Origin of the sequence: Streptococcus sanguinis, assembly GCF_020729725.1 — a bacterium.
Classification (GTDB): Bacteria; Bacillota; Bacilli; order Lactobacillales; family Streptococcaceae; genus Streptococcus; species Streptococcus sanguinis_V.
The window spans coordinates 47,624-69,969 of record NZ_JAJEPA010000021.1; the positions used below are offsets into that span (position 1 = coordinate 47,624).

Consider the following 22,346-nt stretch of genomic DNA (forward strand, 5'->3'; position numbering starts at 1 on the left):
ATGAAGGCAGATAAAAGCGAAAAAGAACGCCAGGCACTTTACGAAAAAATCCTCAAAGTCGACCAAAAAGAAGACGAATTTATGACGATGAAACGTCAATACGAGATTTCCCTGGCGAATTTTGCGACGGATTTCCAATACTTGACGACCCGAATGGAACATCTTCTTTATGAACACCCTCAAAGCTCTGCTGCCCTCAGTCGTGATTTATCAGAAACTCAGTATCTTAACCGACAGGTTAAGAACTATGTGGATGTTCAGATGGATGAACTTGGAAAGCTCAGTCGTCAAACAAGAAAGACTATGGAAGAAGAGCGAGACAAACTGACCAAAGAAAGGAATAGTCTGCCATGGGAGTAAAATATAGTGCAGCAGATTCAGCCCAGCTTATCCAAGCGATGACCAGCAACCTTCAAGTAGCCAATCAAGTGACCGATCGTCTATCTAGTGGCTGCGACCATCTGATTGCCTCTTTGGAGTCGGGTGAGCTGCAGGGAGCGGCTTATACAGCGGGGAAAGGCTTATTTACTGAGGTAATCATCCCTGCCATCAAGAAGTTGCAAGAGGCTATTGATGATATTCAGGGAGAGCTTGCTTCCTATAAAAGTGCTGATTCCGAGGTGGCTGGATATGGCGAATTGGACTTGGATCTACTGAAGGAACAGCTGAAAATAAAAAATGAGCAACTGGCAAAAGTAGAAAAGCAGATTGCAGATAATCAAGATTTTTTCCGTAATGCAGGAGCTCTGCTGACAGGTAAGTTGGGAGACCTTTTATCTCAGACATCTGCTTTAATGGAAGTTGAAACTCAACTAAATATCGGTATTCGAGAAATTCAAGAAAAAATAGACAAACTGGAATGGTTTGTGGATCAGGTGTCCCAGTATTTCACAGATAGTCTGCAGGTTTTGGGTTTAGCTATCCAAGGAGCGACGCAGCTTAGTCAGGTATTGGTAGACAGTGAGGGTAATTACTCTACTGATGGTATAGATATGAGTTGGTCTACTAAGATGAAGGCTCAGAAGATTCAGACTATTTCGAAGAAAAAATATCTAGAGCCTAAAGAACGATTGATTCAAGAAGCTTCTCGGAATATGATGCTATCGGATGAAGGGGATGCCTATTATCGTAGTCAACTCAAGGAAAAGTTAAAGGGGAAACCGCGTTCAGAATGGGATAAGATTGTTGATGATTATAACCATACTCTAAAAATTGACAATGAAGGCAATATAATTGATGTAATTGATTATAGTGATTATGATGGTTCTTTCTACGTTGTAAATAAGAATGGTCGTTACGATGAACAGTATACTAACCAGATCAATGAGGAATTACATAAACTAGAAGCGGAAAATGCTGAAGCTAATTTAGGAGCAGTGGCTCAGGGGCTTGTAGAAATTTTAGCTGGTATTGGTGTTTACTTTGGAGGAACAGTTGCTGAGGCTGTAGGTTTATTCTTTGGACTAGAATCTGCTGGAACTTCTGCAATTGCTGGTATAGCAGCGGCTGATTTGAGCTATGCTTTTGGCGAAAGTTTAGTACTAGATGGTGCCAGAAATATAGGTACAGCTATTGTTAAAACGAATATAGCCAATGGTAAAATCAGCCTAAATACAGCTAGCAACTATGACAGCTGGCAGGCAAATAAACCGACGAGTAAGACCATTTCTGGCAGGGGTGGTAAACTAATTGAAGCCCGAGTAGGAAATCGAAAAGTGAAACTTCGTGTAGATTGGGAGCCAACTAGTGGTTCGAATGGTGAAGGAGTATTCCAGGTTCAATCTGGAAGTGGTAAATCGGGGTATGGAGTGAATGAGCATATTGACATTAAGAATATTTACAATAAAAACTCAATATGGGATTGGATTAACACTAATGATAACTTAAAAAACCTTAATAAAACTGTTAAAGAAGAAATCTTCAATAGAATTTGGAAAACTTATCAAAATAATTACTGAAATTAGGAGGGAATATGAAACTATATATTAAAAGTGATTTTACGAAAAAAATAGACTTCACAACTAGAGAGCTTGTTTGGAAGATGTGGTTTAAGGAACGGAATGGCAAGAAAATAAGTTTCTCCAATGTTGGTGATGATGCTATGTTACAGGATGATTTTTACTTTGGTGTTCGGTTACACAAATGGTCTTCAGTTGACGAAAGATGGGATAAGGCTCCTTTTATAATTCCTAGTAATCCTTGGTTGTCTTTGGAATATGAGAGTATAACACTTGAATTTGAAAAAACTTTCATTACAGAGTGGAGAGAACGTGGAGATTATCTACGTATCGCAACATCCCATATAGATGTTTTAACAGTAGACAAACGCGCTTTATACGTTATGGCAGTCGAGGTTGCGAGAGCAATTGATGGACAACTTAGTGAGGATGACAAAGAGACCTGGGTGGATGTAGAGACTTTTAAGGAGCTACATAAGGATGTTCTTTCACTGACTTATGATGAAGCGGTTGAAATTAGTTTGGAAGAATTAAAGACAATGGTACCAGTAAGAGACCCTCTATGGGAAGAGGAAGAACGTCTTCGTGAAGAATATATACAAATCCATGGTGAACGTGTTTATGACGACGAGGAAGACGAGTGAGACTATATATTAAAAGTGATTTTAAGAAAAAAATAACCTTTACAACAAGAGAGTTGCTCTGGAAAATGTGGTTTAAGGAATGTCATGGTCATCCTATTACATACTCAAACGTCGGTGATGATGAGATGCTACAAGATGATTTCTTCTTTGGAGTTCAATTTGATAAATGGCGATTTAAGGATGAACGATGGAATCATATACCATACAACAAGAGCGACCCTTGGAATTCTTTTTCTGATGAAAATATTCAATTAGAATTTGAAAATGATTTTATTACTGATGGGAGAGAACGTGGCGAAAACCTTAGGATTGCGACCACCCATACGGACATTTTAACGATTGACAAACGTGCGATGTATGTCATGGCTGTCGAGGTTGCTGGTGCAATTGATGGGAAAATTAGTGAGGATGACAAAGAGACCTGGATTGATGTAGCGACTTTTAAGGAGTTGCACAAGGACGTATTATCACTAACCTACGATCAAGCAACTGATATCAGTGTGGAGGAACTGAAAAGTATGAAACCTGTAGAGGACCTTTTGTGGGATGAAGAGGAACGGCTTCATGAAGAATACATCAAAATCCATGGTGAACGAGTTTATGACGATGAGGAAGATGAGTGAGACTATACATTAAAGGCAACTACGAAGCTAATATCTATCAAGCTAGTATGGAATATCCTTGGAAAATGTGGTTCAAGGAACGTAAGGGAGTGAAAGTTGGTTTTTCTTACGCATGTGATGATGATTTTTATTTTAGCGTTAGTTTGGACAAATTTTCTTCAAATGATGAGCGTTGGGGAATGGCTGATTTTAGAATAGGAAAAGACTCTTGGGCGACTTTTAAGCGTGAAAATTTAAATCTAAATTTTGAAGATTCTTATGAAAGTGATGGGCGAGAAAAAGGAGACTATCTTCGAATAATCACGACTCATAAGGATATTCTAACGGTTGATAAGCGAGCTCTATATATCATGGCGATTGAAGTAGCATCTGTCATTGACGGTCAAATCAGCGAAGACGACAAAGAAACATGGCTGAGTATTGAAGAATTTAAAACGAAACATGCAGACCTGCTGAATTTGACCTACGACGAAGCAGTCGATATTAGTTTAGAAGAGATAAAGGTTATGAAAGCCATTGACGAGCCACTCTGGGAAGAATTGGATAGGAAGCGCGAGGAGTATATCCGAATTCATGGAGAGGTAGAGTTGGACGACGATGAGGAAGGCGAGTGAGAATTTATATAAAAGGCGATTACACCAAAGAAATTCCATTTGATTACTTAGAACTAGCGAAGAGAATGTGGTTTGATACTAAAGATGGTAAGCGAGTAGATTTTTCTTATTTTGGAAATACTCGCCCATTTAAAACAGACCCAACTATTCACTTAAAATTAAATAAGTGGATACATGATAATAGATGGAGTAATGTTCGGTTGAAAGAAGGGATTACCAACAAATTTGGAAGTCATGTATATGAAAACCTTGAATTAGATTTTGAAGATAATCCAGCAACAGACTATCGAGAAAAAGGAGACTGTCTACGTTTAGCTTCTACTCACCTTGATCTTCTAACTGTTGATAAACGTGCCTTCTATATTATGGCGATTGAAATTGCGACTGCTATTGATGGTCAGATTAGCGAAGATGATAAAGAGAGCTGGTTAAGTGTGGAGGAATTTAAAAAACGGCATGAAGATATCCTTTCGATGAGTTATGAACAGGCTAATGAGATGAGCCTTGAAGAAATTCCGTTTATGGATGATGTTCGAGATCCAGTTTGGGAAGAAGACGACCGCAGGAATGAAGAATACATCAAAATTCATGGTGAACGTGTTTATGATGACGATTGAGATTATTAAAAATGGGAATTAAGGTTCATCTTTTATAAGTTTATAAAGTAAAGATCAGCTCGGTTCGTCCGAGCTTTTTATATTTAAATAAAGAAAGCGCTTTCATATATTATGTGAAAGTAAAAGTATGTGAAATTTTTAAAATGTAAAAAATTTTTTCACAATAACTAAAAGAATAGACTGTAAAATAAGCGAATTTGTTATATAATTCACAAATTAATAGAAAAAAGTTTGTGAATGTTAAGTGAAAGTGTTTACAAAAGGTATTAAATAAGTTATAATTGAATTGTGAAATATTTAACAAAGGTTAGAGTTCTTCGTCTAACCTAAGGCAAAACCATTGGAGGAATAGAATGGCTGAAAAGAAGAAAACGGTAGAACAAGAAGACAAGGCTTTGGCAGCGCAAAAGCATGTCGATGAATTGGTGCAAAAAGGTCTGGTTGCACTAGAGGAAATGAGAAAGCTGAATCAGGAACAGGTGGACTACATTGTAGCCAAGGCCTCTGTAGCAGCTTTGGATGCTCACGGTGAGTTGGCTCTGCACGCTTATGAAGAAACAGGCCGCGGAGTTTTTGAAGACAAGGCAACTAAAAACCTTTTCGCCTGTGAGCACGTTGTGAATAATATGCGCCATACGAAGACTGTTGGCGTTATTGAAGAAGATGATGTAACTGGTTTGACCCTGATTGCGGAGCCAGTGGGTGTTGTCTGCGGAATTACTCCAACAACTAACCCAACTTCAACAGCTATTTTTAAGGCTTTGATTTCCTTAAAAACGCGTAATCCGATTATCTTTGCTTTCCACCCATCTGCTCAAGAATCTTCTGCCCATGCAGCACAAATCGTTCGTGATGCAGCGATTGCAGCAGGTGCGCCTGAAAACTGTGTGCAATGGATTACACAACCATCTATGGAAGCAACTTCTGCACTTATGAACCATGAAGGGATTGCAACAATCCTTGCGACAGGTGGTAATGCAATGGTGAAGGCAGCTTACTCATGTGGTAAGCCAGCTCTTGGGGTTGGTGCCGGAAACGTACCAGCTTATGTGGAAAAATCAGCTAATATCCGTCAAGCAGCGCACGATATCGTTATGTCTAAATCCTTTGACAATGGTATGGTCTGTGCTTCTGAGCAAGCCGTTATCATTGACAAGGAAGTTTATGATGAGTTTGTAGAAGAGTTCAAATCTTACCATACTTACTTTGTAAATAAGAAAGAAAAAGCTCTGTTGGAAGAATTCTGCTTCGGCGCTAAGGCAAACAGCAAGAACTGTGCTGGTGCTAAGCTCAATCCGGATATCGTTGGTAAGCCAGCTACTTGGATTGCAGAGCAAGCAGGCTTCAGCGTACCAGAAGATACGAATATCTTGGCCGCAGAGTGTAAAGAAGTTGGTGAAAAAGAGCCATTGACACGTGAAAAACTGTCACCTGTCATCGCTGTTCTCAAGTCTGAATCCCGTGAAGACGGTGTTGAAAAGGCTCGTCAAATGGTAGAATTCCATGGTCTTGGTCACTCAGCTGCTATCCATACAGCGGATGAAGAGTTGACCAAGGAATTTGGTAAGGCTGTTCGTGCCATCCGTGTTATTTGCAACTCACCTTCTACTTTCGGTGGTATCGGGGATGTTTATAATGCCTTCCTGCCATCACTGACTCTGGGCTGTGGATCTTATGGTCGCAACTCAGTTGGTGATAACGTTAGTGCTGTGAATCTCTTGAACATCAAAAAAGTAGGAAGACGTAGAAATAATATGCAATGGATGAAACTCCCTTCAAAAACTTACTTCGAGCGTGACTCTATCCAATACCTGCAAAAATGTCGTGATGTGGAACGTGTCATGATCGTTACAGACCATGCTATGGTAGAGCTTGGTTTCCTAGATCGTATCATCGAACAACTCGATCTTCGTCGGAATAAGGTTGTTTACCAAATCTTTGCGGACGTAGAGCCAGATCCAGATATCACAACCGTTGAACGTGGTACAGAGATTATGCGTACCTTCAAACCTGATACAATCATCGCGCTTGGTGGTGGTTCGCCAATGGACGCAGCTAAAGTAATGTGGCTCTTCTATGAGCAACCAGAAGTGGATTTCCGTGACCTTGTGCAAAAATTCATGGATATCCGTAAACGTGCCTTCAAATTCCCGTTGCTTGGTAAGAAGACTAAGTTTATCGCAATCCCTACAACATCTGGTACAGGTTCAGAAGTAACACCGTTTGCCGTTATCTCTGACAAGGCTAATAATCGCAAGTACCCAATCGCTGACTACTCTCTGACTCCAACTGTAGCCATCGTAGACCCAGCTCTGGTACTGACTGTTCCAGGATTTGTCGCAGCGGACACTGGTATGGACGTGCTGACTCACGCAACAGAAGCTTATGTATCTCAGATGGCCAGCGACTTTACAGATGGTTTGGCTCTCCAAGCAATCAAACTAGTCTTTGAAAACCTGGAAAGCTCTGTTAAGAACGCTGACTTCCACTCTCGCGAAAAGATGCACAATGCCTCTACTATCGCTGGTATGGCTTTCGCCAATGCCTTCCTGGGAATTTCCCACTCTATGGCTCATAAGATTGGTGCTCAGTTCCATACGATCCATGGTCGTACCAATGCAATCTTGCTGCCATACGTAATCCGCTACAACGGTACACGTCCAGCTAAGACAGCGACATGGCCTAAGTACAACTACTACCGTGCGGATGAGAAATACCAAGATATCGCACGCATGCTTGGACTCCCAGCTTCTACTCCGGAAGAAGGGGTTGAATCTTACGCAAAAGCTGTTTATGAACTGGGAGAACGTGTCGGTATCGAAATGAACTTCAAGGCTCAAGGTATTGACGAAAAAGAATGGAAAGAACATTCACGCGAATTAGCCTTCCTTGCCTATGAAGACCAATGTTCTCCAGCCAACCCACGCCTTCCAATGGTTGACCACATGCAGGAAATCATCGAAGATGCTTACTATGGCTACAAGGAACGCCCAGGACGCCGCAAATAAGCGGACAGCTTCCTAAAGCAATCATAAGACAATTTGTCGGTCATCCCCTGCCCTTTGGTAGGGGATATTTCTATGTGTCTTAGCTAGGCAAGACCGCAGGTCGCAGCTGAGCTTAGAGACATTGATGCTGAGGAGCGTAGTGACGTGAGCGCTAGGTTCCTAAATGAAAGGAGCTTGCTGGGGTAAAAAAACGTAAACCTTCTGACTACTTGTGATTGAGTGAGCTTTTGTGCTAAGATAAGGGGACAATGGAAAAAAGGAGAGCAATGTGATTTTTTTATCTTTGTGGGCTGGGCTGTTGAGTGGTCTTTGCTGGTTATTGGGGGATATTCTGCTGGTTGGCTTTGAGGTAGACAAGGAAAGCTATGCCTCTTTTACGGAGCAGAGTCGGATTGGCAATAAGAATCTGGCTATGCTGATGCTTTCTGGCTCTGTCAATCGGCTGCGTCTGGGCGCTCTGGTGGCTCACTTCTCAATCCCTCTTATGTTAGTCTCGCTTTATGCTCTCTTTGGTTTGACAAATAAGGGCTTGTGGGCCTATCTGTCAATAGCCTTGTTAGGCATTGGATTTGCCCTGTCGCCAGTGGCACATGTGGCTTTTTACTACGTTGGGATCATCAGCAAAAAGGCTTATAAACGAAGCAACGGACAGGTCTGCTCAGACGAAGACAGCGAGCTTATCAATGAAGCAGTCCTCTTTCTAGATATAACCTGGCGAACAGCTATCGCCCTGACCGGTCTAGGCTGGCTCGTTTACTCACTGCTAATAGTTACCGGTCAGACAATATTGCCTGCTTATCTGGGGCTGCTGACTCCTTTACCACTGAGTCTGTTGACTATCTTACTGGTAGAAAAGCTGAGAATCGGACGCCCCTACCTTAACGGAGCCGGCCTAAACATAGGATTTAGTTTGTTCTATTTACTGCTCCTGCTTCATATAGGTTCTTAGGCGATGAATCGGTAAAATTTCAGAAAAAACAGAAAATCTATATGTTAACCTATTGAAAAATTTCTATTTCTGTGGTATGATGAAAGAGGTTTCAAGAATCGTTGGGAGGATAAGACATGAAAAACCCTACTTTACTTAAAGAATGTTTACATTATCGCGGAAGAGATGAAATGCCCGACGATTTTGATACCTTTTGGAATAAACAAGTGGCGGAGGCTTGCTAATTGGCACTCTGCTGATTTAAATTTCAAATATGGGCTTTCAAATAAGCTGGTTGAGCATAGTGTTTGTTAACTTTTATTCCTTTAAGACTGAAGTCTACAAAACTGCTTCCCCCTGGGACTAGGCATTTGCCTAGTTCTTTTTAGTTGTAGAAAAATGTTGGAACAGCCACGAAAAAAATAAATACTTTAGCTATATTCGTCTGTATAAGTTTCAAACTGAGATAAAAAGTAATACCTAAAAGGAAAGTACTTTCTAAAAGTAAAATCATATTGAAACTAATTGCAATAAATGTTAAGATAATAAATGTAAAGGCTTACAATAAATAAGTAAGGAGGATAGGAATCAAATGGAAGAGTTGAGACATAAGTTAATTGTGTCGTGTCAGGCTCTACCAAACGAACCATTACATAGCGACTTTATCATGGCTCGTATGGCAGTGGCGGCCAAAGAAGGAGGTGCTAGCGGAATTCGGGCTAACTCGGTTATAGACATCAAGGCTATTAAAGAAGCGGTGGATTTGCCAGTTATTGGGATTATCAAGAGAGATTATCCAGATGCCCAAGCTTTTATTACACCAACTATAGCGGAAGTGGATGAGCTGATGGAAGCCCATCCGGAGATTATCGCTTTAGATGCGACAAATTCCAGCAGACCTCAAGGAGAGAGTTTAAAAGCATTTTTCCAGAAAGTGAAAGCAAAATATCCTCAGCAGCTTTTGATGGCTGATTGTTCAACTCTTGACGAGATGCTGGAAGCTGATCGAATGGGATTTGATTTTATTGGAACAACCTTGGTGGGCTATACTAATCAGAGCCAGGGAGATAAGATTGAAGCCAATGACTTTGAAATCATCCGAAAAGCTTTAGCTGAGATTCAGCACCCTCTGATTGCTGAGGGGAATATTGATAGCCCTGAAAAGGTGAAAAGGGTTCTAGAGCTGGGAGCCTTTAGTGTGGTAGTTGGATCTGCCATTACACGGCCGCAGCTGATTACAAGGAAGTTTGCAGACGCAACGAAAGAATAGAAAAGAGGAAGAATATGTCAAAATTAGAAAAATATGAAGGTGTCATTCCAGCTTTTTATGCTTGTTATGATGAAGCAGGAGAAGTAAGCCCAGAACGTGTTCGTTCTTTGACTCAGTACTTTATTGATAAGGGAGTTAAGGGTGTCTATGTTAATGGTTCTTCTGGTGAGTGTATTTACCTCAGTGTAGCAGACCGGAAATTAATTTTGGAAAATGTCATGGAAGTGGCTAAGGGCAAGCTGACAGTTATCGCTCATGTGGCTTGCAATAACACTAAGGACAGTGTGGAACTGGCTAAGCATGCTGAAAGTTTGGGTGTTGATGCCATCGCTGCTATTCCTCCTATTTACTTCCGTTTGCCGGACTATTCTATCGCTAAGTACTGGAACGATATGAGTGCAGCGGCTCCGAATACTGACTTTGTCATCTACAATATTCCGCAGCTGTCTGGAACGACCCTGACACCAGCCCTCTATGCAGAAATGCGTAAAAATCCACGAGTTATTGGGGTTAAAAACTCTTCTATGCCGACTCAAGACATTCAAATCTTTGTAGCTGATGGAGGAGATGACCATATTGTCTTTAATGGACCAGATGAACAGTTCATCAGTGGTCGTGTTATTGGCGCAAAAGCTGGAATTGGTGGGACTTATGGGGTGATGCCTGATTTGTTCTTGAAATTGAATGAATTAATCAAACAATCCGATTTTGAAACAGCTAAAGAATTGCAATATGCAATCAATGATGTCATTTATAAAATGGTCAGTGGTCGAGCAAATCTTTATGCAGTGATCAAAGAAATTCTACGTCTAAATGAAAAATTAGATCTTGGTTCTGTAAGAGAACCACTAGAACCTTTGCATGAAGAAGATCTGGTAATTGCAAAAGAAGCAGCAGAACTTATTCAACAAGCACGAAAAGAATTTTTATAATAAATAAAATCAATATGGAGATATGCTATGGGCACAACAGGATTTACAATAATTGACTTAATTATCTTGATTGTTTATTTACTTGCGGTGTTGGTTGCAGGTATCTATTTCTCTAAAAAAGAGATGAAAGGAAAAGAGTTCTTTAAAGGAGATGGTTCGGTTCCTTGGTATGTTACTTCGGTATCCATTTTTGCCACAATGCTCAGTCCGATTTCCTTCTTGGGACTCGCTGGTAACTCTTATGCAGGTAGCTGGATTTTATGGTTTGCTCAATTAGGGATGGTTGTAGCTGTTCCACTGACAATTCGTTTTATCTTACCTATCTTTGCACGGATAGACATCGATACGGCATATGATTACTTGGATAAACGTTTTAATTCTAAAGCACTTCGTATTATTTCAGCACTCTTGTTTATTATTTATCAATTGGGGCGTATGTCTATCATTATGTACCTCCCATCAGCTGGTTTATCAGTATTGACAGGAATTGACATCAATATTTTGATTATTTTGATGGGTGCAATTGCAATTGTTTATTCTTATACTGGTGGTCTAAAATCCGTATTATGGACAGACTTTATTCAAGGTGTGGTTCTGATTAGTGGTGTCGTTGTAGCTTTATTTGTACTGATGGCTAATATTAAAGGTGGATTTGGTGCAGTAGCAGAAACATTAGCAAACGGGAAATTCCTTGCTGCAAATGAAAAACTTTTCGATCCTAACTTGCTTTCAAACTCCATCTTCTTAATTGTGATGGGTTCAGGCTTTACAATCTTGTCTTCCTATGCTTCATCTCAAGATTTGGTTCAACGTTTTACTACAACACAAAATATTAAGAAACTTAATAAAATGTTGTTCACAAATGGTGTCTTGTCACTTGCAACTGCAACAGTCTTTTACTTGATCGGTACAGGCTTGTACGTATTCTATCAAGTACAAAATGCAGGTAGTGCAGCTAGCAATATCCCTCAAGACCAAATCTTTATGTACTTTATTGCATACCAGTTACCAGTAGGTGTCACAGGTTTGATCTTGGCAGCGATTTATGCAGCAGCTCAATCAACTATTTCAACAGGTTTGAACTCTGTTGCAACTTCATGGACATTGGATGTTCAAGATGTCATTTCTAAAAATATGTCAGACGATCGTCGTACGAAAATTGCACAATTCGTATCTCTAGCAGTAGGTTTATTCTCAATTGTTGTTTCCATTATCATGGCTCATTCAGATATTAAATCTGCATACGAATGGTTCAATAGTTTCATGGGACTTGTACTTGGTCTACTTGGTGGTGTATTCATTCTTGGTTTTGTTTCTAAAAAAGCAAATAAACAAGGTGCTTATGCAGCGCTGATTGTATCAACCATCGTTATGGTATTTATTAAATACTTCCTTCCTCCAACAGCTGTTAGCTACTGGGCATATTCATTGATTTCAATTTCTGTATCAGTAGTTTCAGGTTATATTGTATCTGTTCTTACTGAAAATAAAGTATCTGCACCTAAATATACAACGATTCATGATATTCCAGAAATTAAAGCGGATTCAAGTTGGGAAGTTCGTCACTAATAGAAAAGAGAAAATAATATGATTATTTCCGAACAATCTGATTTTAGACGATATGCTTCTGTAAATAAACATTTTTCAAAAGTCTGTGATTTTTTAGAAAATACAAATTTGACAGATTTAGTTGATGGAAAAATTGATATTGACGGAGAAAATGTTTTTGCAAATTGTATGATCTATCTAGCTGATGGAGTTCCAGGAGCTATTTTTGAAACTCATAAGAAATATTTAGATATTCATATTGTTATTGAAAATACTGAAAAAATGGCAGTAACTTCCCCAGTTCGTGCCCAGTCACGTGTACCTTTTAGCGAAGAAAAGGATATTGCTTTTTACGATAGCAAAGACTATCAAATTGTTGAATTGCTTCCAGGGAATATGTTGGTGACTTTTGAAGAAGATCTTCACCAACCAAAAATTCATTGTAATGATGAACCTGTTAAAAAACTTGTTATCAAAGTTTTAAACGAGGAAAAATAAAAATGAAAAAAATATTTAACAAGTACAGACGCAGGTACTACCTGGAGTGTACCGGAATATTTGAAATTTGATTCAAATCCAAGTTATGAAACACAATTATCAATCATCAATTATAGTCAATTGATTGATGGGAAAAGGCTGTCATTTTAAGTACTCCAAACTCCACAAATGTTCGTAAACACGGACAAATTTGGATTGGTCTAATTAATGATGATAATACAATTGATTGGCGTTATCATCACGATGTTGATTATAGTAACTATGGATACTCATATTCAACATTGACAGAGTTACCGAATCATGAAATTGGATTGATGTTTGAAAAATTTGATTCATGGTCTCGTAATGAACTTCATATGAAAAATGTTGTACCATATATAACATTTAAAATTGAAGATTTGAAAAAGAATTAAAGCTGAAATTTAAAAATATATAGAAAGAGGATAAAAATTATGGTAAATTACGGTATTGTTGGAGCTGGATATTTTGGCGCTGATTTGGCTCGCTCAATGAACAAAATTGAAGATGCAAAAGTGGTTGCGGTATTTGACCCAAATCACGGAGAAGAAGTTGCTCAAGAGTTGGGATCAGATGTTTGTGCAAGTTTAGATGAACTTGTAGCACGTGAAGATATTGATTGTGTGATCGTAGCTTCACCTAGCTACCTTCACCGTGAACCGGTTGTGAAAGCTGCTCAACATGGCAAACACGTATTTTGTGAAAAGCCAATTGCATTGTCTTATGAAGATTGTAAAGCCATGGTTGACGCATGTAAAGAAAATAATGTTATCTTTATGGCTGGTCACATCATGAACTTCTTTAACGGTGTACACCATGCTAAAGAATTGATTACTCAAGGAAAAATCGGTAAAGTTCTTTATTGCCATGCCGCTCGTACAGGTTGGGAAGAACAACAACCAACTGTATCATGGAAGAAACTTCGTTCTCAATCTGGAGGACATTTGTACCACCATATTCATGAATTAGATTGCATTCAGTTTATCATGGGAGGACTTCCTGAAAAAGCGACAATGGTAGGAGGCAATGTATATCATAAAGGTGAAAACTTTGGTGATGAAGATGATATGCTCATTGTAAACTTAGAATACTCTGATGATCGTTATGCTGTTTTGGAATATGGTAATGCTTTCCGTTGGGGTGAACACTACGTCTTGATTCAAGGAACTGAAGGAGCTATCAAACTTGACTTGTTCAATACTGGCGGTACTCTTCGTGTTAAAGGTGAAGGAGAATCACACTTCTTAGTTCATGAAACTCAAGAGGAAGATGATGACCGTACAGCTATCTATACCGGTCGTGGTATGGATGGAGCAATTGCGTACGGTAAACCAGGAGTACGTTGCCCATTATGGTTGCAAACATGTATTGATAAAGAAATGGAATATCTACATGACATCATTAAAGGTGGAGAAATTACAGAAGAATATGAAAAACTTCTCAATGGTGTAGCTGCTTTAGAATCAATCGCTACCGCTGATGCATGTACTTTATCAGTTAAAGAAGATCGAAAAGTAAGGCTTTCAGAAATCACAAATGCTTAACTTTTGTAAAACAGAATAGTAAATTCTTGTAATTATATACTTTCTAAAGTTCTGTGATACAACCCATTGAATAAAGAAATAGAGATGAGGCTGGGACAAAAGTCTAACTTAATTTGACAATTTAGGATTTAAAAACACATGATGTCAGCCAAGATGAAAAGGGCAACCACCCTGTGTCTGATGATTTCTTTTACAATGTCATTGAAATGACGACTACGACCGAAGATGAACGGGTCTGGGAAAGTCATAGGGAATTTTATGATGTGCATCTGATTTTTGAAGGAAGGGAGCGCATCCACTATAACTTTTTGTCCAATATGGAAGAAGGTGATTATGATGCGGAAGGAGACTGGCAGCAGATGTCCGGCCAAGCTTTGTTTGACCTGATATTCACTCCTGGCAGCCTACTCTTGCTGGATCCTAATGACGCCCATAAGACTGGACTGATAGCTGAAGAAGCCGGCCCCATCCGTAAGGTTGTCTTTAAAGTGAAAATTGTATAAAAGGCTGCGGGCGGGATGAGAAAGACAGATTGTTCTTAACATGCTGCCCCAGCTTTTTTAGTCAGTTTTGAACTTTATTTTCTGCTGGAGAATTCTAGCAAGGAAGGGTTGGAATTACTTTTGAGAAAGTGGTAGAATAAAGAAAATAGTTGCAGGAGGAAAATGTCTGATGGTTTCTTTGGAAAAAAACATTTTGCCAGTGATTGAGTCTGTATATGGTAGTCTGACACACCTGGAAAAGAAGATTGCAGATTATTTTCTGTCTGATGAGGCACTGACAGCTGATCTATCGGCTCAGGCGGTGTCTCAGAAGCTCTATGTCTCTGTGCCTTCTCTGACTCGCTTCGCCAAAAAATGTGGCTTTTCAGGCTACCGGCAGTTTATCTTTGAATTTCAGGAATCCAGCTCAGAAAGTAAAAATGTCAGTAGGGATTTGACGAGAAATGTCTTGTCTGATTATGGCGAATTGCTCAATAAGACTTTTTCCTTGATTGACGAAGAACAGTTCCTGCGCGTGGGGGATATGCTCAACAATGCTGGTCGAGTCTATATCTACGGGCAGGGGAGTTCAGGCTTAGTGGCTCGGGAAATGGAGTTTCGCTTCATGCGGTTGGGAATGGTTTGTAAGGCCATTACGGACGACCATATGATTCGGGTGAATAGAGTCATGCTGGATCCGGACTGTCTGGTTATTGGCATTTCCATATCTGGCGAGACTAAAATTATCACGCAGGCTATTCAGAATGCCAAAAAAGTCGGAGCCAAGACTGTGCTGGTAACTTCCAATAACAGCGACGACTTGAGGCAGCAGTGTGATGAACTGGTCCTAGTAGCTGTCAAGAAGCACTTGGCACAGGGCAATAATATCTCTCCTCAGTTTCCGGTTTTAGTTGTGATGGACATTTTCTATGCCTATTATATGGATTTAGACCGAGATCATCGCAGCCAAATCTTTACAAATACACTTTCAGCTTTAGAAGAAAATCAAGAAGAGAAGGAGCATGAATCGTGAATATTGTTGGAATAGATATCGGTGGGACAACGATTAAAGCAGATCTCTATCAGTCTGATGGACGTAGTCTAAATCAATTTCGAGAAGTCGCCACTGAGATTGACTTTGAAAAGAAAACGAATCAGATTTTAGAGCAGGTTTGCCAGCTAATAGCATTTTATAAGGAGAAGTTTGAGCTAGATGGAGTAGCGATTTCATCTGCTGGTGTAGTTGACAGTCAAGCAGGGAAAATTAGTTACGCAGGCTATACCATTCCAGGCTATATTGGGACAGATTTCCGTAGTCGGATTTTAAAAGAATTTGGTTTACCGATTGCGATTGAAAATGATGTTAATTGTGCTGCTCTTGGTGAAGCTTGGCTAGGCGCTGCCAAAGGTCATGCTTCTGCAGTTATGATTACTGTCGGTACAGGCATTGGCGGCGGCATTATCTATGATGGAAAAATTGTCAATGGATCCACTTATACTGCTGGTGAGGTAGGCTATCTGCCCATGGAAGATGGACAGGACTGGCAATCCTTGGCCTCAACAAGTGCCTTGTTAGCATTATACAGCCAAAAGACAGGTGAGCAAGGCCATACTGGGCGTAGCTTTTCTGCGGCGGTAGACCAAGGAGATAAGCTGGCGCAGGAAACACTTGATATATTCTTGGGTCGCCTAGCTAAAGGTCTTTTAACCCTGTCCTATATTCTAAATCCAGAGGTGTTGATTGTCGGTGGCGGCATATTAGCTCGTTCTGAGCTTATTCTGCCACGTCTTGAAAGTCTGATGAAGCAGCAAGTAGTAGATTCGCGCTTTTTGCCTAAAAACTTGGTGGCGGCAGTCCTAGGGAATGAAGCCGGGCGATTAGGCGCTGTTCGACATTTTCTGAATCAGGAGAAAAACTCTGTTTGAAAAAGATGTTTTCAGAAAGAATATGTTATAATTTATGCAAGTACGAAGCTGTATTCCAGAAGATGAGTTTGCCAGATGGTTCGACAGTCAGCCAGGAATGCAGATTTTAAAATCCGTTTTCGAAGGTTTTTGAAAACGAGGGGGTGAATAGATGGCCAATGAAACACTTGAAAAAATGCAGGAAATTGAAACTGCTGCAGAAGAAGTTTTGATGGGCTACAGGACGCAGGCTCAGGAGCTGCGGCAGCAGGTAGATGAAAATCTCAGGCAGCTGGGGCTGACCTATGACGATGAAACGCAGAAGCTGGCAGAGGAATTAACCGCTAGTTCCCAGCAAAAGTTGGTGCTCCTGCAGCAAGAACTGGAGCAGACAACCCAGCAAAATGAGGACAAGGTTGAGGCTGCGCTGACGGATAAAAAAGCAGACTTGGCGCGAGCCATTGTAGAGAAGGTGGTAGAAGCCTATGGCCATTAGTCAAATGCGGCAGTTGTCTCTGCTCCTGCCCAAGGAACTGCTGGATCAGCTTCTCTTTTACCTACAGGGTTTAGAGTCGGTTCAGATTCATGACTTGCGGCAGGAAGAGGACTGGCAGGCAGCCTTTGAGCAGGCTTTAGTAGGCCAGCCAGATCAGCAGTTATCTCAGCAGGATTTGCTCAGTCGTCAGGAGAAATTGGAACGGCTAATTGCAGAGCTGGAGCCATTTATGCCCAAAAAGAAACTGCTGGAATCCTTAAAAGAAGAGCCTTTGGAGCTGTCCTTTGCTGCTTTAGAGCAGGCAGGGAAGGCTCGGGATGAGGTGGCGCTATTAGAAGGAATCAGCAAGCAGCTCAAGGTCTTGCAAGAGGCCAAGGAACAGATAGAAGCTGACCGCTTGGAAGTGGCTGCGCTGGAGAAGTGGGAGCCTTTGGAGCTAACACCGCAAGCAGCTGCGACTTTCAGTCATCTGGGAGCTTTGATTGGGACGATTCCTAATACCGACGACGATGCTCTGCGTCTGACTTTGGGAGCACATCCCGACCTGAAGTTTCAGGAAGTCTTTACCGATGATACGGAGCATGGGGTTCTTGTCTTTTATAAGACAGGCTTTCTGGAAGAAGTTCGCAAAATCCTGAAAGAGTACGGTTTTAAGCCTTTTGAGTACGACCATGCAGAGTTGCCCTCTGAGAGGGTAACCCAACTCAAGGCCAATATTCGACAGCAAGAGGCTGTGGCAGATGCTATGACCAAGAGTCTGGCAGCTTCCAAGAATGAACTGGATCAGCTCAAGGTTCAGCTGGACTATCTCTGCAATCTCTCCTCCCGTCAAGAAAGTAAAAATCAGTTAGCCAGTACGCAAAATCTAGCAGCCTTGGAAGGCTGGATCGAAAGCAATCAGGTTCAAGCTCTTGAGGCTTGCTTGACAGAGCAGTTTGGCCAGAGCATTCTCATCCAGACCAGAGAAATCCGAGAGGACGAGGAAGATAAGGTTCCGACCAAGCTTAAAAACAATGCCTTGGTGGAGCCCTTCGAGCTAGTGACGGAGATGTATTCCCTACCTAAGTATGGTGATAAGGATCCAACCCCCGTCGTTTCTCTATTTTATTTTGTATTCTTTGGCATGATGGTTGCCGACATTGGCTACGGCCTTTTGCTCTTTGTGGGCACCAGCCTGGCGCTGCACTTCTTGCATGTCAAGCCGGGATTGGCTAAGAATCTGCGATTCTTCCGCCTGCTGGGTGTGGCAGTCATCATCTGGGGACTGGTTTATGGCTCTTTCTTTGGATTTGAACTGCCCTTTGCTCTGATTAGCACCAGCTCAGACGCCATGACGATTCTGGTTATTTCTGTTGTCTTTGGCTTTGTTACAGTGCTGGCGGGCCTCTTCCTCAGTGGTCTGAAAAATATGCGTCTCAAGGATTATGCAGAAGCTTATAATGCAGGCTTTGCTTGGGTACTGATTTTGCTGGGGCTGCTACTCTTGGCCCTGGGAAATTTCTTCCCATCCTTGGCCTTTGCTGCAACGATTGGTCAGTGGCTGGCCATCATCAATGCTCTGGGTATACTGGCAGTATCCATTGTCAGTGCTAAGAGTTTGGCAGGCTTAGGGTCAGGTCTCTTTAATCTTTACAATGTCAGTGGCTATGTAGGAGACCTTGTCAGCTTTACGCGGCTGATGGCTCTAGGGCTTTCGGGGGCCAGCATTGGCTCGGCTTTTAACTTGATTGTCAGCCTCTTTCCACCTGTCGCTCGCTTCAGCATCGGTATTCTGCTCTTTATTGCCCTGCATTTGGTCAATATGTTTCTATCTTTTCTGTCCGGTTATGTGCACGGAGCGCGTTTGATTTTCGTGGAATTTTTCGGGAAATTCTACGACGGCGGCGGCAAGCCTTTCACTCCGCTCAAGCCTAGTGAGAAATACGTTCAGCAAAGCAAGAAATAAAGATTAGGAACTATGGTAAGAGATGAGAAGCTCATCTTTAGAAAAACACTTTCTACAACATCAAAACAAGCATTATTCATTCAATTAGCTGTTGATTTTACGATGATTACAGCATTTTCATAGGAGTAAATCATGGAACATTTAGCATCATATTTTGGAACTTACGGCGGCGCCTTTTTTGCAGGTCTGGGAGTAGCTTTGGCGGTCTTTCTCAGCGGAATGGGCTCAGCTCTGGGTGTTGGAAGCACTGGTCAGGCAGCGGCAGCCCTCTTGAAAGAGCAGCCAGAAAAATTCGCTCAAGCTCTGATTCTGCAGCTTTTGCCAGGTACCCAAGGTCTCTACGGCTTTGTTATCGGGATTACCGTCTTCTTTAATATCAAGCCGGAATTGGCTCTGCAATCAGGCGTGGCTTATTTCCTAGCAGCTCTGCCAGTTGCGATTGTTGGTTACTTTTCAGCCAAGCATCAAGGACGAGTGGCGACAGCTGGTATTCAGATTTTGGCCAAGCGTCCGGAAGAGGTCATGAAAGGGGTTATCCTAGCGGCTATGGTTGAAACCTACGCGATCTTGGCCTTCGTTGTATCCTTCATCATGGTTCTGAATGTGAAGTAAGGAGGCTTTTATGTCTGACATGTCAGATCTCAAAGTTTCTGTCTTGGAGCAAGCTCACGAAAAGGGGCGTCTGCTTTTGGCCGAGGCTACTGAGAAAATAGAACAGGAAGCCAAGGAACGTGAGGCCCAGCTAGTTCGGCAAAAGCTTGGACAGAGGGAGCAGCAGCTGAAAGAAATCAGTCGGCGCAGTCAGCGCGATATTCAGCAGCTGGAAAATCAAAAGCGCCAGTCTACTCTGGTCATAAAGCAGCGGGTTCTCAGAGAGCTTTTTGAGGAGGCCTATGCTCAGATGGCGGCTTGGCCACCAGCTGAAGAAGAGCATTTTCTAAAGAGTGTCCTGGCCAAATACCCAGAGGAAGAGATGGCACTAGTTTTCGGTGCTCTATCAGCTGAGAAATTCAGCTCCAGCCAGTTAGAAGACTTGAAAAAAGCCTTTCCGCAAGTACACTTTTCAGACCAGTCCATAGCCGGTCAGGCAGGCTTTGTATTGAGCCAAGGACGAGTGGATGATAGTTATCTCTATCGCGACTTGCTGGACTCTGTCTGGCAGGAGGAAAGCTACCGTCTGGCTCAGGACATTTTCAAAGACCAGGCAGAATAGGAGGCGGACCATGAGTGAAACAAGCTTCTCTCAAGTCAATACAGCCATTAGTGTGCAAGAGGCTTCCTTTTTGACGCCCCAGCAATATGATCAGTTGCTGCAGTCTGACGATCCTGCCAGCCGTTCAGCTCTTCTGCAGGGAACGGTCTATGCCATGGATGTTGAAGCGATTAAGGATCTCAATGCCATTGAGCAGGTGCTGATGAAGCATTTGTATTCCGTTTATAATTGGGCGCTTGAGATTAGTCCTAGTAAAGAGCTGGTGGAGATTTTCACGCTCCGCTATACCTACCACAATCTCAAAGTTTTTCTCAAGGGTCGGGCGACAGGTCAGTCCCTGGAGCATTTGCTGATGCCAGTGGGGACCTATTCGCTGGAGGTTTTGGAGCACTTAGTCATGGCCTTTTCGGCTGAGTATTGTCCAGATTTCATGCTGGACGAGGTGCTTGCGACCTGGCAGGAATACCAGGATTATCAGGATGTGCGCGTGCTGGAGATTGGCATGGACATGGCTTATTTCCAGCATCTTAAGCGTCTGACAGAGGAGTTGGAAGATGACCGTCTGTTGCAGCTGGTGAATTTGACTATTGATTTTTACAATGCCATCACGGTCAAGCGGGCTGTTGACTTGGGAAAACCGCGCAGCTTTATGAGGCAGCTCCTGTCTGATGAAGGGAGCCTCTCTGCTGCCAACTGGATTGCCATGGCAGAGCAGGGGGATTTCTTGACTTGGTTTAGCCAGATCAATCCCTGTGGTTACGATCTGGATTTGCGCTCCTATGAGGAGAAAATGCGGAACCAGACCTTGACGACAGTAGAGTTAGAATATCTAGCGGACCTCTTGCAGGCTAAGTTGCTGGCGTCTGGTCAGTTTGAGACAGATGGACCTCTCCCTCTGGCCCGCTATCTGTTGGGCAAGGAGTTGGAAGTCAAGAATCTGCGGCTGATTTTGACCGGTATGGACAATCAGCTGCCAGTAGAGCTTATCAGAGAAAGGATGCGACCGATTTATGGACAAGACTAGCTACAAGATTGCTGTCGTGGGGAATCGCGATACTATTCTCCCTTTTAAGCTGATTGGTTTTCAGACCTTTCCGGTAAAGGAAGCTCAGGAGACGGTCAATACCCTGCGTCGGCTAGCCCGTGATGATTTCGGCATTATCTATCTGACGGAGGATATGGCTGCGGATATTCCAGAAACCCTGACCTACTATGATCAGTTGGAGATTCCTGCTCTTGTGCTCATTCCTACCCATAAGGGGAGCACGGGACTGGCTCTTTCGCGGATCCATGAAAATGTCGAGAAGGCTGTAGGACAAGATATATTGTGAGGTTTTTATGCGAATCAATGAACTAGGCCAACCCATTGGGGATGCTCTGCCGGATTTTCAGCCGGGGGACTTGCCTAATCTGGAGCGAATTGAAGGCCAGTATGTTATTATCGAGCGTTTGTCCAAGGACAAGCATGAAGCGGATTTATATGAAGTGTATGGCCCGGATTCTCCTGCAGATATGTGGACCTATCTTTTTCAAAATCCCTCCCAAAGTCAGGCAGAATGGTCCCAGAAGCTAGATCAGATGCTGGCAGCACAGGATCGTTTTCACTATGCGATTGTGGACAAGGAGAGCGGCAAGGCTCTAGGAACTTTTGCTTTGATGAGGATTGACCGAAATAACCGTGTCATCGAAGTGGGGGCTGTGACCTATTCGCCCAAGCTGAAGCGCACCAGACTGGCTACGGAAGCTCAGTACTTGCTGGCACGCTATGTCTTTGAAGAGCTGGAGTATCGCCGCTATGAATGGAAATGCGATGCCCTCAATCAGCCTTCAAGGCGGGCAGCAGAGCGGCTTGGTTTCACCTATGAGGGTAGGTTTCGTCAGGCCCTTGTCTATAAGGGGCGCAACCGAGACACTGACTGGCTGTCTATGATTGACAATGATTGGCCGGCCGTCAAGAGCCGTCTAGAAAAATGGCTGAGCCCAGACAATTTCGACGAAAAGGGCCAGCAAATAAAAGCCTTATCTGATTTTAAGGTATAGTTTCTTAGTGGTGAAATAGTTTTAAAATATGAAAATATCAGAAAGTTTCACATAGTTCTTCTC

The 22,346-nt window shown here is 42.1% G+C and carries 23 protein-coding genes and 3 pseudogenes; all 26 read left to right on the forward strand.

Going from position 1 to position 22,346, the window contains the following annotated elements:
- The 26 genes and pseudogenes from K4I03_RS10370 to K4I03_RS10495 all read left to right on the forward strand — a co-directional run bounded on the left by K4I03_RS10370 (position 1) and on the right by K4I03_RS10495 (position 22,283).
- A complete protein-coding gene (locus tag K4I03_RS10370; RefSeq protein ID WP_048773666.1) occupies positions 1-360 on the forward strand; it encodes a hypothetical protein in 360 nt (119 codons plus the stop codon).
- Complete coding sequence (locus K4I03_RS10375; protein WP_125337548.1) at positions 351-1,958, forward strand: virulence protein; 1,608 nt, start codon at positions 351-353, stop codon at positions 1,956-1,958. Before K4I03_RS10370 ends, K4I03_RS10375 begins: the two co-directional genes overlap by 10 nt.
- Before the next feature lie 14 nt (positions 1,959-1,972).
- Positions 1,973-2,602: a hypothetical protein gene (locus K4I03_RS10380; protein ID WP_125348051.1), complete on the forward strand. Its 630-nt coding sequence runs from the start codon at positions 1,973-1,975 to the stop codon at positions 2,600-2,602.
- Positions 2,599-3,225 (forward strand): hypothetical protein, encoded by a 627-nt coding sequence (locus tag K4I03_RS10385; RefSeq protein WP_125337550.1) that lies wholly within the window; start codon positions 2,599-2,601, stop codon positions 3,223-3,225. Before K4I03_RS10380 ends, K4I03_RS10385 begins: the two co-directional genes overlap by 4 nt.
- Positions 3,222-3,839 carry a hypothetical protein gene (locus tag K4I03_RS10390; protein WP_149565729.1) on the forward strand — a complete coding sequence of 206 codons (618 nt, stop codon included), beginning with the start codon at positions 3,222-3,224 and terminating at the stop codon, positions 3,837-3,839. The genes K4I03_RS10385 and K4I03_RS10390 overlap by 4 nt, the downstream gene beginning before the upstream one ends.
- On the forward strand, positions 3,836-4,456 hold the full coding sequence (locus K4I03_RS10395) for a hypothetical protein (RefSeq protein WP_227965182.1): 621 nt from the start codon (positions 3,836-3,838) through the stop codon (positions 4,454-4,456). The genes K4I03_RS10390 and K4I03_RS10395 overlap by 4 nt, the downstream gene beginning before the upstream one ends.
- Before the next feature lie 353 nt (positions 4,457-4,809).
- Positions 4,810-7,464 carry a bifunctional acetaldehyde-CoA/alcohol dehydrogenase gene (gene adhE, locus K4I03_RS10400; protein WP_227965189.1) on the forward strand — a complete coding sequence of 885 codons (2,655 nt, stop codon included), beginning with the start codon at positions 4,810-4,812 and terminating at the stop codon, positions 7,462-7,464.
- An 87-nt stretch (positions 7,465-7,551) separates the two neighbouring features.
- Positions 7,552-7,650, forward strand: a pseudogene (locus K4I03_RS10405) (shikimate dehydrogenase); the annotation flags it as partial.
- Between the two features lie 82 nt (positions 7,651-7,732).
- On the forward strand, positions 7,733-8,413 hold the full coding sequence (locus K4I03_RS10410; RefSeq protein WP_125337555.1) for a DUF6796 family protein: 681 nt from the start codon (positions 7,733-7,735) through the stop codon (positions 8,411-8,413).
- 116 nt (positions 8,414-8,529) lie between these two features.
- The gene (locus K4I03_RS10415; protein ID WP_023916874.1) at positions 8,530-8,637 is read left to right on the forward strand and encodes an acetylxylan esterase; all 108 of its coding nucleotides are present in this window, start codon (positions 8,530-8,532) and stop codon (positions 8,635-8,637) included.
- A gap of 347 nt (positions 8,638-8,984) precedes the next feature.
- Positions 8,985-9,662, forward strand: coding sequence for an N-acetylmannosamine-6-phosphate 2-epimerase (locus tag K4I03_RS10420; RefSeq protein ID WP_002917883.1), 678 nt, complete (start codon positions 8,985-8,987; stop codon positions 9,660-9,662).
- Positions 9,663-9,676: 14 nt separating this feature from the next.
- A complete protein-coding gene (locus K4I03_RS10425) occupies positions 9,677-10,594 on the forward strand; it encodes a dihydrodipicolinate synthase family protein (RefSeq protein ID WP_002917881.1) in 918 nt (305 codons plus the stop codon).
- A 27-nt stretch (positions 10,595-10,621) separates the two neighbouring features.
- Positions 10,622-12,163 carry a sodium:solute symporter family protein gene (locus K4I03_RS10430; protein WP_002917879.1) on the forward strand — a complete coding sequence of 514 codons (1,542 nt, stop codon included), beginning with the start codon at positions 10,622-10,624 and terminating at the stop codon, positions 12,161-12,163.
- Positions 12,164-12,181: 18 nt separating this feature from the next.
- Positions 12,182-12,640 carry a YhcH/YjgK/YiaL family protein gene (locus K4I03_RS10435; protein ID WP_002917878.1) on the forward strand — a complete coding sequence of 153 codons (459 nt, stop codon included), beginning with the start codon at positions 12,182-12,184 and terminating at the stop codon, positions 12,638-12,640.
- A gap of 12 nt (positions 12,641-12,652) precedes the next feature.
- Positions 12,653-13,053: pseudogene (locus K4I03_RS10440) on the forward strand (sialidase); the annotation flags it as partial.
- A gap of 39 nt (positions 13,054-13,092) precedes the next feature.
- Positions 13,093-14,202 carry a Gfo/Idh/MocA family protein gene (locus K4I03_RS10445; protein ID WP_002917876.1) on the forward strand — a complete coding sequence of 370 codons (1,110 nt, stop codon included), beginning with the start codon at positions 13,093-13,095 and terminating at the stop codon, positions 14,200-14,202.
- 128 nt (positions 14,203-14,330) lie between these two features.
- A pseudogene (locus K4I03_RS10450) lies at positions 14,331-14,705 on the forward strand (YhcH/YjgK/YiaL family protein); the annotation flags it as partial.
- A 169-nt stretch (positions 14,706-14,874) separates the two neighbouring features.
- Positions 14,875-15,717, forward strand: coding sequence for a MurR/RpiR family transcriptional regulator (locus K4I03_RS10455; RefSeq protein WP_002907701.1), 843 nt, complete (start codon positions 14,875-14,877; stop codon positions 15,715-15,717).
- Complete coding sequence (locus K4I03_RS10460) at positions 15,714-16,610, forward strand: ROK family protein (protein WP_227965191.1); 897 nt, start codon at positions 15,714-15,716, stop codon at positions 16,608-16,610. Before K4I03_RS10455 ends, K4I03_RS10460 begins: the two co-directional genes overlap by 4 nt.
- A gap of 151 nt (positions 16,611-16,761) precedes the next feature.
- Positions 16,762-17,085: a hypothetical protein gene (locus K4I03_RS10465; RefSeq protein WP_227965192.1), complete on the forward strand. Its 324-nt coding sequence runs from the start codon at positions 16,762-16,764 to the stop codon at positions 17,083-17,085.
- Complete coding sequence (locus K4I03_RS10470; RefSeq protein WP_227965195.1) at positions 17,075-19,030, forward strand: V-type ATP synthase subunit I; 1,956 nt, start codon at positions 17,075-17,077, stop codon at positions 19,028-19,030. Before K4I03_RS10465 ends, K4I03_RS10470 begins: the two co-directional genes overlap by 11 nt.
- A gap of 132 nt (positions 19,031-19,162) precedes the next feature.
- Positions 19,163-19,642: a V-type ATP synthase subunit K gene (locus K4I03_RS10475; RefSeq protein WP_002898768.1), complete on the forward strand. Its 480-nt coding sequence runs from the start codon at positions 19,163-19,165 to the stop codon at positions 19,640-19,642.
- A gap of 10 nt (positions 19,643-19,652) precedes the next feature.
- Positions 19,653-20,243 (forward strand): V-type ATP synthase subunit E family protein, encoded by a 591-nt coding sequence (locus tag K4I03_RS10480; RefSeq protein ID WP_111675140.1) that lies wholly within the window; start codon positions 19,653-19,655, stop codon positions 20,241-20,243.
- 10 nt (positions 20,244-20,253) lie between these two features.
- A complete protein-coding gene (locus K4I03_RS10485) occupies positions 20,254-21,267 on the forward strand; it encodes a V-type ATPase subunit (RefSeq protein ID WP_227965197.1) in 1,014 nt (337 codons plus the stop codon).
- The gene (locus K4I03_RS10490; protein WP_227965199.1) at positions 21,254-21,574 is read left to right on the forward strand and encodes a V-type ATP synthase subunit F; all 321 of its coding nucleotides are present in this window, start codon (positions 21,254-21,256) and stop codon (positions 21,572-21,574) included. Before K4I03_RS10485 ends, K4I03_RS10490 begins: the two co-directional genes overlap by 14 nt.
- A 7-nt stretch (positions 21,575-21,581) precedes the next feature.
- Positions 21,582-22,283: a GNAT family N-acetyltransferase gene (locus tag K4I03_RS10495; RefSeq protein ID WP_227965207.1), complete on the forward strand. Its 702-nt coding sequence runs from the start codon at positions 21,582-21,584 to the stop codon at positions 22,281-22,283.
- Positions 22,284-22,346: the final 63 nt, after the last annotated feature.

Excerpts from the sequence above, each read along its gene's own strand:
- K4I03_RS10370 (WP_048773666.1), top strand. The coding sequence starts at position 1 with ATGAAGGCAGATAAAAGCGAAAAAGAACGCCAGGCACTTTACGAAAAA.
- K4I03_RS10375 (WP_125337548.1), top strand. The coding sequence starts at position 351 with ATGGGAGTAAAATATAGTGCAGCAGATTCAGCCCAGCTTATCCAAGCG.
- K4I03_RS10380 (WP_125348051.1), top strand. The coding sequence starts at position 1,973 with ATGAAACTATATATTAAAAGTGATTTTACGAAAAAAATAGACTTCACA.
- adhE (WP_227965189.1), top strand. The coding sequence starts at position 4,810 with ATGGCTGAAAAGAAGAAAACGGTAGAACAAGAAGACAAGGCTTTGGCA.
- K4I03_RS10415 (WP_023916874.1), top strand. The coding sequence starts at position 8,530 with ATGAAAAACCCTACTTTACTTAAAGAATGTTTACATTATCGCGGAAGA.
- K4I03_RS10420 (WP_002917883.1), top strand. The coding sequence starts at position 8,985 with ATGGAAGAGTTGAGACATAAGTTAATTGTGTCGTGTCAGGCTCTACCA.
- K4I03_RS10425 (WP_002917881.1), top strand. The coding sequence starts at position 9,677 with ATGTCAAAATTAGAAAAATATGAAGGTGTCATTCCAGCTTTTTATGCT.
- K4I03_RS10430 (WP_002917879.1), top strand. The coding sequence starts at position 10,622 with ATGGGCACAACAGGATTTACAATAATTGACTTAATTATCTTGATTGTT.
- K4I03_RS10435 (WP_002917878.1), top strand. The coding sequence starts at position 12,182 with ATGATTATTTCCGAACAATCTGATTTTAGACGATATGCTTCTGTAAAT.
- K4I03_RS10445 (WP_002917876.1), top strand. The coding sequence starts at position 13,093 with ATGGTAAATTACGGTATTGTTGGAGCTGGATATTTTGGCGCTGATTTG.
- K4I03_RS10455 (WP_002907701.1), top strand. The coding sequence starts at position 14,875 with ATGGTTTCTTTGGAAAAAAACATTTTGCCAGTGATTGAGTCTGTATAT.
- K4I03_RS10465 (WP_227965192.1), top strand. The coding sequence starts at position 16,762 with ATGGCCAATGAAACACTTGAAAAAATGCAGGAAATTGAAACTGCTGCA.
- K4I03_RS10470 (WP_227965195.1), top strand. The coding sequence starts at position 17,075 with ATGGCCATTAGTCAAATGCGGCAGTTGTCTCTGCTCCTGCCCAAGGAA.
- K4I03_RS10475 (WP_002898768.1), top strand. The coding sequence starts at position 19,163 with ATGGAACATTTAGCATCATATTTTGGAACTTACGGCGGCGCCTTTTTT.
- K4I03_RS10480 (WP_111675140.1), top strand. The coding sequence starts at position 19,653 with ATGTCTGACATGTCAGATCTCAAAGTTTCTGTCTTGGAGCAAGCTCAC.
- K4I03_RS10485 (WP_227965197.1), top strand. The coding sequence starts at position 20,254 with ATGAGTGAAACAAGCTTCTCTCAAGTCAATACAGCCATTAGTGTGCAA.
- K4I03_RS10490 (WP_227965199.1), top strand. The coding sequence starts at position 21,254 with ATGGACAAGACTAGCTACAAGATTGCTGTCGTGGGGAATCGCGATACT.
- K4I03_RS10495 (WP_227965207.1), top strand. The coding sequence starts at position 21,582 with ATGCGAATCAATGAACTAGGCCAACCCATTGGGGATGCTCTGCCGGAT.